This window comes from Salipiger bermudensis (assembly GCF_019801965.1).
Lineage (GTDB): Bacteria > Pseudomonadota > Alphaproteobacteria > Rhodobacterales > Rhodobacteraceae > Salipiger > Salipiger bermudensis_A.
The window spans coordinates 188,205-203,473 of sequence record NZ_JAHVIA010000005.1; the positions used below are offsets into that span (position 1 = coordinate 188,205).

The 15,269-nt window shown below is 67.8% G+C and carries 12 protein-coding genes; 9 read left to right on the forward strand and 3 right to left on the reverse strand.

Going from position 1 to position 15,269, the window contains the following annotated elements:
- Window positions 1-178: 178 nt before the first annotated feature.
- Window positions 179-1,093, reverse strand: coding sequence for a manganese/iron ABC transporter ATP-binding protein (locus KUV62_RS12720; RefSeq protein ID WP_261395611.1), 915 nt, complete (start codon window positions 1,091-1,093; stop codon window positions 179-181).
- Window positions 1,094-1,116: 23 nt separating this feature from the next.
- Entirely contained in the window at window positions 1,117-2,016 is a 900-nt protein-coding gene (locus KUV62_RS12725) for a metal ABC transporter substrate-binding protein (RefSeq protein ID WP_222604087.1), read from the reverse strand.
- Between the two features lie 219 nt (window positions 2,017-2,235).
- Between KUV62_RS12725 and metH the strand changes: the two genes are divergently transcribed.
- From metH to KUV62_RS12770, 9 genes are all read left to right on the forward strand, one after another.
- A complete protein-coding gene (gene metH, locus KUV62_RS12730; protein WP_222604088.1) occupies window positions 2,236-6,009 on the forward strand; it encodes a methionine synthase in 3,774 nt (1,257 codons plus the stop codon).
- Between the two features lie 94 nt (window positions 6,010-6,103).
- Complete coding sequence (locus tag KUV62_RS12735) at window positions 6,104-7,495, forward strand: short-chain fatty acyl-CoA regulator family protein (RefSeq protein ID WP_222604089.1); 1,392 nt, start codon at window positions 6,104-6,106, stop codon at window positions 7,493-7,495.
- A 304-nt stretch (window positions 7,496-7,799) separates the two neighbouring features.
- Entirely contained in the window at window positions 7,800-8,087 is a 288-nt protein-coding gene (gene gatC / locus KUV62_RS12740; RefSeq protein ID WP_222604090.1) for an Asp-tRNA(Asn)/Glu-tRNA(Gln) amidotransferase subunit GatC, read from the forward strand.
- The gene (gene gatA / locus KUV62_RS12745; RefSeq protein WP_222604091.1) at window positions 8,084-9,571 is read left to right on the forward strand and encodes an Asp-tRNA(Asn)/Glu-tRNA(Gln) amidotransferase subunit GatA; all 1,488 of its coding nucleotides are present in this window, start codon (window positions 8,084-8,086) and stop codon (window positions 9,569-9,571) included. The genes gatC and gatA overlap by 4 nt, the downstream gene beginning before the upstream one ends.
- A gap of 31 nt (window positions 9,572-9,602) precedes the next feature.
- Entirely contained in the window at window positions 9,603-10,298 is a 696-nt protein-coding gene (locus tag KUV62_RS12750; protein WP_222604331.1) for a hypothetical protein, read from the forward strand.
- Entirely contained in the window at window positions 10,259-10,954 is a 696-nt protein-coding gene (locus KUV62_RS12755) for an N-acetylmuramoyl-L-alanine amidase (RefSeq protein ID WP_222604330.1), read from the forward strand. Before KUV62_RS12750 ends, KUV62_RS12755 begins: the two co-directional genes overlap by 40 nt.
- A 191-nt stretch (window positions 10,955-11,145) precedes the next feature.
- A complete protein-coding gene (locus KUV62_RS12760; RefSeq protein ID WP_222604092.1) occupies window positions 11,146-11,838 on the forward strand; it encodes a metal-dependent hydrolase in 693 nt (230 codons plus the stop codon).
- 71 nt (window positions 11,839-11,909) lie between these two features.
- A complete protein-coding gene (locus KUV62_RS12765; protein WP_222604093.1) occupies window positions 11,910-12,920 on the forward strand; it encodes a hypothetical protein in 1,011 nt (336 codons plus the stop codon).
- Between the two features lie 284 nt (window positions 12,921-13,204).
- Entirely contained in the window at window positions 13,205-14,482 is a 1,278-nt protein-coding gene (locus tag KUV62_RS12770; RefSeq protein WP_222604094.1) for an O-acetylhomoserine aminocarboxypropyltransferase/cysteine synthase family protein, read from the forward strand.
- Window positions 14,483-14,549: 67 nt separating this feature from the next.
- On the opposite strand, the gene KUV62_RS12775 is transcribed toward KUV62_RS12770, so the two are convergent.
- Entirely contained in the window at window positions 14,550-15,236 is a 687-nt protein-coding gene (locus KUV62_RS12775; protein ID WP_222604095.1) for an SIMPL domain-containing protein, read from the reverse strand.
- Window positions 15,237-15,269: the final 33 nt, after the last annotated feature.

The window sequence follows — 15,269 nt, forward strand, 5'->3', positions numbered from 1 at the left end:
ATGCAAGGGAAGGTCGGGCGCACCAGAGGCATTGCTGCCAGCCGTCGCCCCTTACCGACCTTGCGCGTCGGAGCGGCCATGCACGGGCACCTCGGGGGCGCGAGACGCATCCCTGCTAGCCGCCGCCCCTGCTCACGGGGCATCCGGCGGCTGCGCTGCGCGGTGTCCGGACGGCGGCTCATTTGCCCTCCTCCCGGGTCCGCAGCTCGTCGCCATATTGCACCAGCGGGCGCTCGTCGTCGGAGAAGATGGTGACGCGGCGGGCGTCGTCATCGTTGTGCAGCGCGTCGCCGCCCAGCGTGAAGTGGCGCAGCACGCCGCCGAAGGCCGCCTCGAGATTGGCGCGGGTGAAGGTCGTGGCGGTGGGGCCGTGGGCCAGCACCGTGCCCTTGACCAGCACCGTGCGGTCGCAGAACTCGGGCACCGAGCCGAGATTGTGCGTCGAGACCAGCATCACCCGTCCCTCCTCGCGCAGCTCGCGCAGCAGCGCGATGATCTGCTCCTCGGTCTTGACGTCGACCCCGGTGAACGGCTCGTCGAGCAGGATCACCTGCCCCTCCTGCGCCAGCGCGCGGGCGAGGAACACCCGCTTGCGCTGCCCGCCCGAGAGCTCGCCGATCTGGCGATGGCGGAACTCCTGCATGTTGACGCGGGCCAGCGCCTCGGCGACGGCCGCGTGATCGGCGCGCCGGGGGCGGCGCAGAAAGCCCATATGGCCGTAGCGCCCCATCATCACCACGTCCTCGACCAGAACCGGGAACGACCAGTCGACCTCTTCCGATTGCGGCACATAGGCCACGAGGTTGCGCTTGAGCGCGTCGCGCACGCTAATGCCCAGAAGGGTGATCTCGCCCGCCGCCGCCGGCACGAAGCCCATGATGGCCTTGAACAGCGTGGATTTTCCGGCGCCGTTCACCCCCACCAGCGCGGTCACCGTGCCGCGCGGGATCTCGAAGCTGGCGCGGCGCAGGGCGGTGTGGCCGTTGCGATAGGTCACCGTCACGTCACGGGCCCGGATGCCGCCGCCGGCCTCGTCAACGGATGAGTTGGCGGGATCGAGGCTCGGGGCGTTGGCGGTCTGGCGGTCGCGCATGGGGATGCCTTTCGGTCCTTCGGTCAGTTCGCGGCGCCGAGCCCGTCCGCGATGGTCTCGGAGGTGACGCGCAGCAGATCGAGATAGCTCGGCACCGGGCCATCCGGATCGCTCAGACTATCGACATAGAGCACACCGCCATAGCTGGCACCGGTTTCGCGCGCGACCTGCTCGGCGGGGGCGGTGTTGACCGTGCTTTCGCAGAACACTGCCGGAATTTCATGCGTCCTGACCCCGTCGATCACCGCCCTAACCTGCTGCGGCGTGCCGGTCTGGTCGGCGTTCATCGGCCAGAGATAGAGCTCCTTCATGCCGAAATCGCGGGCGAGGTAGCTGAACGCGCCCTCGCAGGTCACCAGCCAGCGCTTGTCTTCCGGGATCTCGGCAATGCGGGCGCGCAACGGCTCGAGCGTGTCGCGCAGCTCTTGCTTGTAGCGCTCCGCGTTGGCGGCATAGGTCCCGGCGTTGTCAGGATCCTGCGCGCTCAGCGCGGCGGCGATGTTGTCGACATAGACCTGCGCATTGTCGAGCCCCATCCAGGCATGCGGGTTAGCCTTGCCCTCATAGGCGCCCTTGGAGATCGCGATCGGTTCGATGCCATCGCTGAGCGTCGCCGAGGGCAGATCGCCGAGATTGCGCAGGAACTGCTCGAACCAGAGCTCGAGGTTCAGCCCGTTCCACAGGATCAGATCGGCATCATGGGCGCCGACGATGTCGCGCGGGGTCGGCTCGTAGCCGTGGATCTCGGCGCCGGGCTTGGTGATCGAGACCACCTCCGCCGCGTCGCCCGCCACGTTCTGTGCCATGTCGGCCAGCACCGTGAAGGTGGTGACAACCTTGAGCTTGTCCTCGGCCTGCGCCGCCTGCGCCACGGTGAGCGCCAGGACGGAGGCGGCCGCCAGCCGGATCGAGCGGTTCAGCATGTCGGGCCCTTCCCTGAAATCGGTCCTTGAGGGGATGTAAATGCGAGCCATTCGCAATTGTCAATGATGCAAATGAGAATGGATCGCAAAACCGAGAGGGCGGCCCCTGCGCGCCCACAATGTGAACGCACCTCATGATCCCCTTGACCATTATGAATTGGCCTTAGCTTGGCCCAGCATATAGGTAGGCCGCCAAACAGCCCGGAAAGCCGCAATCCCATGTCCAGCACCGCCCCGACCCGTTCTCCCGTCTTCGACCGCCTCGAGGCCGCCGCCCGCGAGCGCATCCTAATCCTCGACGGCGCCATGGGCACGCAGATCCAGAAGCTGAAGCTCGATCCCTCGATCTTCGACGGCGCCGGCGAAACCGCGGTGGCGCGCTACCTGCCCGAGGGGCGTAGCGATGCGCAGCAGGGCAACAACGATATCCTCAACCTCTCGGCCCCCGAGATCATCGAGGAGATCCACTACAACTACGCCATGGCCGGGGCCGATATCGTCGAGACCAACACCTTCTCCTCGACCACCATCGCGCAGGCCGATTACGCCATGGAAGCGGCGGTGTTCGATCTCAACGTCGCGGGCGCAAGGCTGGCCCGTGAGGCGATGGACCGGGCCGAGGCCGAGGACGGCCGTGCCCGTTTCGTGGCCGGCGCGCTCGGGCCGACCAACCGCACCGCCTCGATCAGCCCGGACGTCAACAACCCCGGCTACCGCGCGGTGACCTTCGACGACCTGCGCATCGCCTATGGCCAGCAGCTGCGCGGGCTGATCGAGGGCGGCATCGACATGGTGCTGATCGAGACCATCTTCGACACGCTCAACGCCAAGGCCGCGATCTTCGCCTGCGAGGAGGTCTTCGCCGAGACCGGCACCCGCCTCCCGGTGATGATCTCGGGCACCATCACCGACCTCTCGGGCCGCACCCTCTCGGGCCAGACGCCCACCGCCTTCTGGCACTCGGTGCGCCACGCGCAGCCGTGGTCGATCGGGCTCAACTGCGCGCTCGGGGCCGATGCCATGCGCCCGCACCTCGCCGAGATCGCCGCCACCGCCGACACGCTGGTCTGCGCCTATCCCAATGCCGGCCTGCCCAACGAGATGGGCGAATACGATCAGACCCCCGAGGAGATGGCCGAGCTGATCGCGGGCTTCGCGAGGGACGGGCTGCTCAACGTGGTGGGCGGCTGCTGCGGCTCGACCTACGAGCATATCCGCGCCGTTGCGCAGGCGGTCGAGGGCTGTGCGCCGCGCGAGATTCCCGAGCACAAACCGCTGATGAAGCTCTCGGGGCTCGAGCCCTTCACCCTGACCGCCGACATCCCTTTCGTGAACGTGGGCGAGCGCACCAATGTCACGGGCTCGGCCAAGTTCCGCAAGCTGATCACCAATGCCGATTACGCCACCGCGCTCGACGTGGCGCGCGATCAGGTCGAGGCGGGTGCGCAGATCATCGACATCAACATGGACGAGGGCCTGATCGACAGCCAGCAGGCGATGGTCGAGTTCCTCAACCTGATCGCCGCCGAGCCCGATATCGCCCGCGTGCCGATCATGATCGACAGCTCCAAGTGGGAGATCATCGAGGCGGGCCTGAAATGCGTGCAGGGCAAGCCGGTGGTCAACTCGATCTCGATGAAGGAGGGCGAGGAGACATTCCTCGAGCAGGCGACGCTCTGCCGCCGCTATGGCGCAGCGGTCATCGTCATGGCCTTCGACGAGGTCGGACAGGCCGACACCGAGGACCGCAAGGTCGAGATCTGCACCCGCGCCTACAAGCTGCTGACCGAGAAGGTCGGTTTCCCGCCCGAGGATATCATCTTCGACCCGAACGTGTTCGCCGTCGCCACCGGCATCGAGGAGCACGACAATTACGGCGTCGACTTCATCGAAGCCACCCGCCGCATCACCACCGACTGCCCGCATGTGCATATCTCGGGCGGGGTCTCGAACCTGTCCTTCTCGTTCCGCGGCAACGAGCCGGTGCGCGAGGCGATGCACGCGGTGTTCCTCTACCACGCCATCCAGAACGGCATGGACATGGGCATCGTCAACGCCGGCCAGCTCGCGGTCTATGACCAGATCGACCCCGACCTGCGCGAAGCCTGCGAGGACGTGGTGCTGAACCGCACCCCGGCCAATGGCGGCACCGCCACCGAGAACATGCTCGACATCGCCGAGCGCTATCGCGGTCAGGGCGGCGCCAAGGGCCGCGAGAAGGACATGTCGTGGCGCGAGCTGCCGGTGGAGAAGCGGCTCGAGCACGCGCTGGTCAACGGCATCACCGAGTTCATCGAAGCCGACACCGAGGAGGCCCGGCAATCCGCCGAGCGCCCGCTGCACGTCATCGAGGGGCCCTTGATGGCGGGCATGAACGTGGTGGGCGACCTCTTCGGCGCCGGCAAGATGTTCCTGCCGCAGGTGGTCAAGTCGGCCCGGGTGATGAAGCAGGCGGTCGCCGTGCTGCTGCCCTACATGGAAGAGGAAAAGCGCCTCAGCGGCGGCACCGAGCGCGAGGCCGCCGGCAAGGTGCTGATGGCGACGGTGAAGGGCGATGTGCACGATATCGGCAAGAACATCGTCGGCGTCGTTCTGGCCTGCAACAATTACGAGATCATCGACCTCGGCGTCATGGTCCCGGCGGAAAAGATCCTCGCCACCGCGAAGGAGCAGAATGTCGACGTGATCGGCCTCTCGGGGCTCATCACCCCCTCGCTCGACGAGATGGTGCACGTGGCCTCCGAGATGGAGCGCGAGGGCTTTGACATCCCGCTCCTGATCGGCGGTGCGACCACCTCGCGGGTTCACACGGCCGTGAAGATCCACCCGCGCTACGGCAAGGGTCAGGCGGTCTACGTCACCGATGCCAGCCGCGCGGTGAGCGTGGTGTCCTCGCTGCTGTCCTCGACGCAGAAGCCCGACTATGTCGCCAACATCCAGAGCGAATACGCCGATGTGGCCGAGAAGCACGCCCGCGCCGAGCTCGCCAAGAAGCGCATCTCGGTCGAGCAGGCCCGCGCCAACGCGCTGAAGCTCGATTTCGGCAACCACGCCCCTGCGCCGTCCTTCCTCGGCACCAGGGTGGTCGAGGACTGGGATCTGGCCGAACTGGCGCGCTACATCGACTGGACGCCGTTCTTCCAGACCTGGGAGATGAAGGGCGTCTATCCCAAGATCCTCGATGACGAAAAGCAGGGCGAGGCCGCCCGCGCCCTCTTTGCCGACGCGCAGGCGATGCTCGAGAAGATCATTGCCGAGAAGTGGTTCAACCCGCGCGCCGTGTTGGGCTTCTGGCCGGCCAATGCCGTGGGCGACGACATCCGCCTCTACAAGAGCGAGGAGCGCGCCGAGGAGCTCGCCACCTTCTTCACCCTGCGCCAGCAGACCGCCAAGCGCGGCGACCGGCCCAACGTGGCGCTGTCGGATTTCGTGGCGCCCGAGGGCCGCCCCGATCACGTCGGCGGCTTCGTGGTGACCGCCGGCATCGAGGAAGAGCGCATCGCCAAGGGTTTCGAGGCAAAGCACGACGATTACTCGTCGATCATGGTCAAGGCGCTGGCCGACCGCTTTGCCGAGGCCATGGCCGAGCGCCTGCACGAGCGGGTGCGCAAGGAGTTCTGGGGCTATGCGCCCGACGAGGCGTTCGACAATGCCGAGCTGATCGCCGAGAAATACGCCGGCATCCGCCCCGCCCCCGGCTACCCGGCGCAGCCCGACCACACCGAGAAGACCACGCTCTTCGAGCTGCTCGACGCCACCAACGCCACCGGCGTGGAGCTCACGGAGAGCTACGCCATGTGGCCCGGCTCCTCGGTCTCGGGGCTCTATATCGGCCACCCGGAGAGCTACTACTTCGGCGTCGCCAAGGTCGAGCGCGACCAGGTGCAGGACTATGCCGCCCGCAAGGGCATGTCGGTCGAGGAGGTCGAGCGCTGGCTCGCGCCGATCCTCAACTACGTGCCGGGCGGCGGCGCCTCAGTGGCGGCGGAATAGGCGCAGCGACAGGCAAGACTGGACCCCGCCCGCGAAATTTGCAAACTATCGCTCCAAAATGCGCTAAGCTGCAAAGATCGTGGGAGGGGGAGCAATGGCCACACGCAAGCTCTATGCCGGGGCCAAGCTGCGCGATCTGCGCGGCCGGCTCGGGCTGACGCAGAAGGATTTCGCCGGCAAGCTCGGGATCTCCCTGCCCTACCTGAACCAGATGGAGAACAACAACCGCCCGGTCTCGACCACGGTGGTGCTGGCGCTGGCGCAGGAATTCGGCTTCGACGTGACCGAGCTCGGCCAGGGCGACAGCGAGCGGCTGGTCTCCGACATGCGCGAGGCGCTGGCCGACCCGATCTTCGGCGAGGCCCCGCCGCTGGCCGACCTGCGCCTCACCGCCTCGAACGCGCCGGCACTGGCGCGCGCCTTCCTCGAGCTGCACCGCGCCTATCGCCAGACCCACGAGCGCCTCGCCTCGCTCGACGAGGCGCTGGGACGCGAGGATGCGCAGCTGCAGCCGAGCCCCTGGGAGGAGGTGCGCGATTTCTTCCACTACTGCGACAATTACATCGACGCGGTCGACCGAGCGGCGGAGCATTTCGCCAACATGCTCAAGGGCGATTTGCGCGGCGCGCTGGTGGCTCGCCTGCGCGAGCGCGGCGTGGCGGTGGAGACCGCGAAGACCAGCACGCTGCGCGCCTATGACGCCGAGCGCAAGCTTCTGACCCTGTCGAACCTGGTGCCGCCGGAGACGCAGAATTTCCAGTTGCTGGTGCAGGTGGCGCTGCTGCGCCAGAACGACCTGCTGGAAGCGACGCTCGATCTCGCCCGCTTCCAGTCCGAGGCGGCCCGCGCCATCGCCAAGCTCGGCCTCGCCAACTACTTCGCCGGAGCCGCGATGATGCCCTACGGCGCCTTTCTCGCCGCCGCACAGGAGACGCGCCACGATCTCGAGCTGCTGGCCTCGCGCTTCGGCGCCTCGATCGAGCAGGTGGCGCACCGTCTCTCGACCCTGCAGCGGCCCGGCGCCAAGGGCATCCCGTTCTTCTTTGCCCGCGTCGACCAGGCCGGCACCATCACCAAGCGCCACTCGGCGACGCGGCTGCAATTCGCCCGCTTCGGCGGCGCTTGCCCCCTGTGGAACGTCCACCGCGCCTTCGAGACGCCGGGCCGCTTCCTGCGCCAGTTGGCCGAGACCCCGGACGGGGTGCGCTACGTGCTGCTGGCGCGCGACGTCACCAAGCGCGGCGGCCATTTCGGCGCGCCGGTGCGGCGCTACGCCATGGCGCTCGGCTGCGAGGTCAAGCACGCGGGCGCGATGGTCTATGCCGACGGGCTCGACCTCGCCCGCGACGGCGCCTTCGAGCCGATCGGCATTTCCTGCCGGATCTGCGAGCGCACCGATTGCCACCAGCGCTCGGTGCCCCCGTTGGAAAAGCGCCTTTCCATTCGTCCCGAACGCCGCGACGTGCTGCCCTACTCCCTCGAGTAACGCCCCCCGTCACACCGCCTGCCCAGCGGGGCATGGGGGCGCTGCCCCCGCCCGCGTGCCGCGGCCTCCCCCGAGGTATTTGGAAACCAGAGAAGACAGGAGCGCCGCGCCCCTGGCTTCTCTTCGTCAAAAATACTCCCGCCGGAGGCAGGCCGTCCGCCGCGGCCGGGTGCTGATCCGGACATTGCGCGCAAGATTTGCCCCCCAGACGCCCGGCATCCGGCGCGGGCGCTTGCGGCGGCGCGGCTGCGGCGGTAAAGCGGGCGAAAGTTTTGCGGACATTTGCAGACAGGGGAGCCTCCCGATGTCGATCGACACCGACACCGCCGCCCGTGTGGCCAAGCTCGCCCGGATCCGGGTCGAGGACGACCAGCTTCCGGCGCTGGCACAGGAATTCTCGAACATCCTCGAGTTCATCGAACAGCTCAACGAGGTCGACGTGGACGGCGTCGAGCCGATGGTCTCCGTCACCCCGATGCGCCTCAAGCGCCGGCAGGATGGCGTGACCGATGGCAACCAGCAGGACAAGATCCTGTCCAATGCCCCCGATGCCCGCGAGGGATTCTTTGCCGTGCCGAAGGTGGTGGAATGAGCGATCTGACGAAGATGAAGGTGGCCGAGGCGCGCGACGCGCTGCGCGCCGGAGACGTGACCTCGGTCGAGCTGACCGAAGCCTGCCTCAGCGCCATCGAGGGCGCCGACGCGCTCAATGCCTATGTCCACAAGACCCCCGAGATCGCCATCGAGCAGGCGAAAGCCGCCGATGCCCGCATCAAGGCCGGCGACGCGCCGTCGATGTGCGGCATCCCGATGGGGATCAAGGACCTGTTCTGCACGAAGGGCGTCGCCTCGCAGGCCGCCTCGCGCATCCTCGAGGGCTTCAAGCCCGAATACGAATCCACCGTCACCAGCCAGCTCTTCGACGCCGGCGCGGTGATGCTCGGCAAGCTCAACATGGACGAGTTCGCCATGGGCTCGTCGAACGAGACCTCCTGCTACGGCAACGCGGTCAACCCGTGGCGCCGCGGCAATGACGACACTCAGCTGACCCCCGGCGGCTCGTCCGGCGGCTCGGCGGCAGCGGTCGCGGCGGATCTCTGCCTCGCCGCCACCGGCACCGACACCGGCGGCTCGATCCGCCAGCCCGCCGCCTTCACCGGCATCACCGGCATCAAGCCGACCTACGGGCGCTGCTCGCGCTGGGGCATCATCGCCTTTGCCAGCTCGCTCGACCAGGCCGGCCCGATGACCAAGGACGTGCGCGACGCCGCCATCCTGCTGCAGGCGATGTGCGGCCACGACCCCAAGGACTCGACCTCCGCCGACCTGCCCGTGCCGGATTTCGAGGCCATGCTGACTGGCGACATCAAGGGCAAGACCATCGGCATTCCGCGCGAATACCACATGGACGGCATGCCCGAGGAGATCGAGGCACTCTGGGCCAAAGGCCGCGACATGCTGGCCGATGCCGGCGCGAAGATCGTCGACATCTCGCTTCCGAACACCAAGTACGCCCTGCCCGCCTATTACGTGATCGCGCCCGCCGAGGCCTCGTCGAACCTCGCCCGCTATGACGGCGTGCGGTACGGCCACCGCGCCACGCTCGCCGCCGGCGAGGGCATCAACGACATGTACGAGAAGACCCGCGCCGAGGGCTTCGGCCCGGAGGTGCAGCGCCGCGTCATGGTCGGCACCTACGTGCTGTCGGCGGGCTTCTACGATGCCTATTACAACCGCGCCCGCAAGGTCCGCAGCCTGATCAAGAAGGATTTCGAGGATGTCTTCGCGCAGGGCGTCGACGCGATCCTGACCCCGGCCACGCCGTCCTCGGCCTTCGGCCTCGGCGAGATGAAAGACGCCGATCCGGTGCAGATGTATCTCAACGACGTCTTCACCGTGACGGTGAACCTTGCCGGGCTTCCGGGCGTTAGCGTTCCGGCGGGCCTGGACAAGCAGGGTCTGCCGCTGGGGCTGCAACTGATCGGGCGGCCGTGGGAAGAAGGGGATCTGCTGAATACCGCCTATGCGCTCGAGCGCGCCGCCGGCTTCGTGGAGAAGCCCGCGAAATGGTGGTAACAGCACCGCAACAAAGGTGACGGGCAAGATGATGAGATCGGCTTTCATTCTTGGCGTGGCAGCAATTGCGCTGTCCGCCTGCACCGGCAGCTCGGTGCCCGACAGTGGCGCCGGCGTCGGCTTCGACGACTACCAGACCTACGCGCAGCGCCAGGTCCAGGCGCAGGCCGATGGCACCGTCTCGGTGCAGGCGCCCACCCCGGTGGAGAGCCGCTCGCTGGATGGCGGCGATCTCGAGTCCGAGGCCGCAGCCGCGGCCGCGGCGCAGAATTCCGGCGTCGCGCCGGTGCAGGCCTCGCCGCAGAACGCCGCACCGGAGGTGGTCACCGGCGCCGACGGGATCTCCAACGAGAACAATTTCGATGCGGTCTCGGCCCAGCGCGACATCGAGGACGACGCCGCGCTGATCGCCCAGAACCGGGCGCAGTACCAGGTCATCGCGCCGACCGACCTGCCGCCGCGCCCGAACAGCAGCGCCCCCAATATCGTGGCCTACGCGCTGCAGACCACCAACCCCAAGGGGGTGCCGCTCTACGACCGCTCCGGTCGCTATGACGGCAACCCGGTGCCGCGCGCCTGCGGCGCCTACAGTTCCTCCGACCTCGCGCAGGAGGCCTTCCTGTCGATGGGCGGCCCGCAGCGCGACCGCAAGGGGCTCGACCCCGATGGCGACGGCTTCGCCTGTGCCTGGGACCCCGCGCCGTTCCGCGCGGCGCGCGGCGGCTGACGCCGCTCTGGCACCCGAGTGACAATTTCGGCCCGCGCCGTGACGGCGCGGCGCCGGATATGGTCGTCCTGCACTACACCGCGATGGCAAGCGCCGAGGGCGCGCGCGACTGGCTCTGCAACCCGGAGGCCGGCGTCTCGGCGCATTACGTGATCGGCCGGTACGGCACCGTCTGGCAGCTGGTGCGCGAGGACATGCGCGCCTGGCACGCCGGGCTCGGCGCCTGGGGCAGCGTCGCGGAGGTGAACTCGCGCTCGATCGGCATCGAGATCGCCAATACCGGCTCCGAACCCTTCCCCGAGCCGCAGATGGCGGCGCTGGAAGACCTGCTCGCCGGAATCCTTCGGCGCTGGTCGATCGCCCCGGACCGGGTGATCGGCCATTCCGACATGACCCCGGGGCGCAAGATCGACCCGGGCCCGCGCTTCGACTGGGCCCGCCTTGCCAGGCGCGGCCTCGCCATCACTGCCCTCCCCGGCACGCCCGGCGACTTCCACGCCGACGCACACCGCTTCGGCTACCGCGTCGGTGCCGATGGCCACGACGCCCTGCTCGCCGCCTTCCGCGATCGTTTCCGCCCCGGCGCACGGGGCCCGCTCGACGACACCGACCGCAGCCTCATGGCCGGTCTTGCCGCCCGCTACCCCGCCGCCTGATCCCGCGCCCTGTTCTGAAGCGCCGTGTCGGCGGGAGTATTTTTGACGAAGAGAAGACAGGGGCTGCGCTTCTTTGGTTCAAAAATACCTCGGGGGTGAATTGGCCGCAGGCCAAGAGGGGGCTGGCCCCCTTTACCCCCCGACATCCTGCGCTAGGCTCCGGTCGGACGCTTTCAAAAGAGGATGGATTGATGAAACTCATTTGGCTTGGACATGGCAGTTTCCGCATCGAGATCGAGGACCAGGTGCTGCTGATCGACCCCTGGGTCACCGGCAACCCGATGATGCCCGACGACCGCATCGCAGAGGCGCTCGACGGGGCCACCCAGATCCTGATGACGCATGGCCATTTCGACCACACCAATGACGTGGTGGCGCTGTCGAAGGACAACGACCTGCCGGTTTCCGGGATCTTCGAACTGATCGGGCTTCTCGAGTCGCAGGGCGCGGTGGCGGGCCATGCCTTCAACAAGGGCGGCACCATCAGCTTCGGCGAGGTCTCCGTGAGCATGGTTCCGGCCTCGCACAGCTCGTCGATGGAGATCGACGGCGTGTCGCGCTACACCGGCATGGAGACCGGCTTCGTCATCCGTGGCGAGGGCAAGACGATCTACTTCTCGGGCGACACCACGATCATGGCCGACATGTCGTGGATCGGTGCCTATTACAAACCCGATATCGGAATCCTCAGCGCCGGCGGCTACTACACCATGGACATGGAAATGGCGGCCTGGGCGGCGAAGACCTATTTCGACTTCAAGACCGTGGTCCCGATGCATTACCGCACCTTCCCGGCGCTCGAGCAATCCGCAGAGACGCTCGCCGCCGGCCTGCCCGGCGTGCAGGTCATCGAGCCGCAGGTGCTCGAGGCGATCGAACTCTGATCGCGGCCGCTTCCCGGCGCGCCCCGCCCCGCCTATAGTGCAGGCAAAACAGGTGGGGTGCGCGCAGCGGCATGACAGGCAAGGACGAAAGCGAGGGCACGGGCCCGGTCAACGTGATGATCGTGGGCCAGGCCGGACGGCTGCAATACGAGGCCCTTCTCTTCGCGCTTTCCTTCGCGCTCACCACGCCGGCGCGCCACGCGACGCTGCATGTCGCCGAGCCGCAGCCGGGCGATCTCTGGCCGCTCGACCCGCGCATCGACGACCCCGAGCTGCGCGCCCTGCTCGAGGCCCATGGCGCCCGGATCCTGCCCTTCGAGAGCCGGCATTTCGGCGCCGCCTATCCCTATGGCAACAAGATCGAGGCGCTGCTGGCGCTGCCCGAGGGCGAACCCTTCGTGTTCTTCGACAGCGACACGCTGATGCTCGACGACCTGGCGCGGGTGCCGTTCGACTTCTCACGCCCCAGCGCCTCGCTTCGCCGCGAGGGCACCTGGCCGCAGATCGAGCTCTACGGGCCGGGCTACAGCGAGACCTGGAAGGCGCTCTACGATCGCTTCGGGCTCGATTTCGAGAGCTCGCTCGACCTCGGCTGGCCCGACGAGTACTGGCAGCGCCATCTCTACTTCAACGCCGGGTTCTTCTTCGGCCCCTGCCCGCGCCGCTTCGGCCAGCGCTTCCTCGATTACGCGCTCGAGATCCGCGATGATCCACCGCCCGAGCTGGTCTGCCAGAGCCTCGACCCCTGGCTCGACCAGGTGGCGCTGCCGCTGGTGATCCACGCGTTCGGCGGCGGCCGCGACACGCTGCCGGACGGGCTGATCGACGGCACGGTGAGCTGCCACTACCGCACCCTGCCGCTGCTCTATGCCCGCGAGAGCGACACGGTGGTGGACTGGCTCGAGGAGATCGCGGCCCCGAACCGGGTCAAGCGCATCCTCAAGCAATATGAGCCGATGCGGCGCATGGTCTACCAGGGCCGCGGCCGCAAGGCCCGGGCGCTCTTTGATCGCGAGAACCTGCCCCGGCGCGAGCAAGGCTTTCGCAACCGGCTGAAACGGGAAGGCTTCTGGATGCGCTGAGGCGGCGTGTCGGCTGGGCGGCGTCGGGCGGAGGCTCTCTGGTGGAGGCCGCGCCTCAGGGCTGGCGGAGGCGCGTTTGAGAGCGTCCGGGGGGGGGCCAGCCCCCTCTTGGCGCTCTGTGCGCCAATTCACCCCCGAGGTATTTGTCGAACCAGAGAAGACAGAGGGCGGCGCGGGTGGAGGGGCGTCGCGCGGGTCGATTTCGAAGGAACGGCGCCGTGGATATTGTGGGGCGCCCTGCAATGGCCTACGCCTATGGGCGAGGGTTCATAAGGGAGGATTTCATGACACACGGCTTCGACACGCTGCAGGTGCACGCGGGCGCCCGGCCCGACCCGGCCACCGGGGCGCGGCAGACACCGATCTACCAGACCACCGCCTATGTCTTCCGCGACGCCGACCACGCCGCGGCGCTCTTCAACCTGCAGGAGGTGGGCTACATCTATTCGCGCCTCACCAACCCGACGGTTGCCGCCCTGCAGGAACGGGTCGCGACGCTCGAGGGCGGCGCCGGGGCGGTGTGCTGCTCCTCGGGCCACGCGGCGCAGATCATGGCGCTCTTCCCGCTGATGGGTCCGGGGCTGAATATCGTTGCTTCCACAAGGGCTTATGGCGGAACGATCACGCAGTTCAGCCAGACCATCAAGCGCTTCGGCTGGTCGTGCAAATTCGTCGATTTCGATGATCTCGGCGCCGTCGAGGCAGCCATAGACGACAACACCCGCGCGGTGTTCTGCGAGAGCATCGCCAATCCCGGCGGCTACATCACCGATCTCGACGCCATCGCCGCCATCGCCGACAAGGCCGGGCTGCCGCTGATCGTCGACAACACCTCGGCGACGCCCTATCTCTGCCGTCCGATCGAGCACGGCGCCACGCTGGTGGTGCATTCGCTGACCAAGTACCTGACCGGCAACGGCACGGTGACCGGCGGCGCGGTCGTCGACTCGGGGCGTTTCGACTGGTCTGCCTCGGGCAAGTTCCCCTCGCTCTCGGATCCCGAGCCGGCCTATCATGGGCTCAAGTTCCACGAGACCTTCGGTTCGCTCGCCTTCACCTTCCACTCCATCGCCGTCGGCCTGCGCGATCTTGGCATGACGATGAACCCGCAGGGCGCGCATTACACGCTGATGGGCATCGAGACCCTGAGCCTGCGGATGCAGAAGCACGTGGAAAACGCCATGCGCGTGGCCTCCTGGCTCGAGAACCACCCGGCGGTGGAGCGCGTCACCTATGCCGGACTGCCCTCCTCGCCCTACAATGACCGGGTTGCCAAGATCTGCCCCAACGGCGCCGGCGGACTGTTCACCATCGCGCTGAAGGGCGGCTACGAGAGCTGCATCAAGTTCGTCGACGCGCTGCAGATCTTCAGCCACGTGGCCAATCTTGGCGATGCCCGCAGCCTGGTGATCCACTCCGCCTCGACCACCCACCGCCAGCTCAGCGAGGAGCAGCAGATCGCCGCCGGGGCTGCGCCGAACGTGGTGCGGATCTCGATCGGCATCGAGGATCCCGAGGACCTGATCGCTGATCTCGAGCAGGCGCTGGCACAGGCCGGATGAGCCGGCCCGGCCTGCAAGGAGCCGACTTTGTGGGGGGCGCCGCGGCGCCCCCTTAATCGTCTTGGACCTACTCGGCGATCTCGAACACCATGGTGACGCGGGCGCCGACCGTGGTTTCGCCCGCGGCGACCGGCGCGGAGGCAACCCGCGCCTCCATCATCGGCATCGGCGGCGCGTAGCCACCGCCCGATTCCGAGATCGACAGCACCGGCCCCAGCGTGACGCCGGCCGCCTCGGCCAGCACCCGCGCCCGCTCCATCGCGTCGGCCACCGCGTCGCGCCGCGCGGCTTCGGTCACCGGGTCGGGATCCTGCAGGCCGAAGCTCAGCCCCGAGAGCCGGTTGGCGCCATCCTCGGTCACCGCGCCCAGCACCGCGCCGAGCTGGTCGAGATCGCGCACCCGTACGGTCAGCCGGTTCGATGCCTCGTAGCCGGTGATCTCGCGCGCGCGCTCGGAATCGTAGTTGCTCCAGATCGGCTGGAGCCCGACATCCGAGGTCTGCCGGTCGCGCGCGGCGATGCCCATCGCGTCGAGCCGGGCGAGAATCGCTGCCGCGACCTCGGAGGCCTCGTTCATCGCGGTGCCGGGATCGGCATTTTCGACGCTGACACCGAGGCTCACGGTGGCCATGTCGGGCACGGCGACGGCTTCCCCCTCGCCGGTGACGGTCAGTTTCAGCGCGCTGTCCTGCGCGAAGGCGGCGCCGGCCGACAGCAAGAGCGTGCAGGCGGTGACAAGGGCGAGACGACGCATGGGATCCTCCTCGGGATTGGTAAAGATATCGTC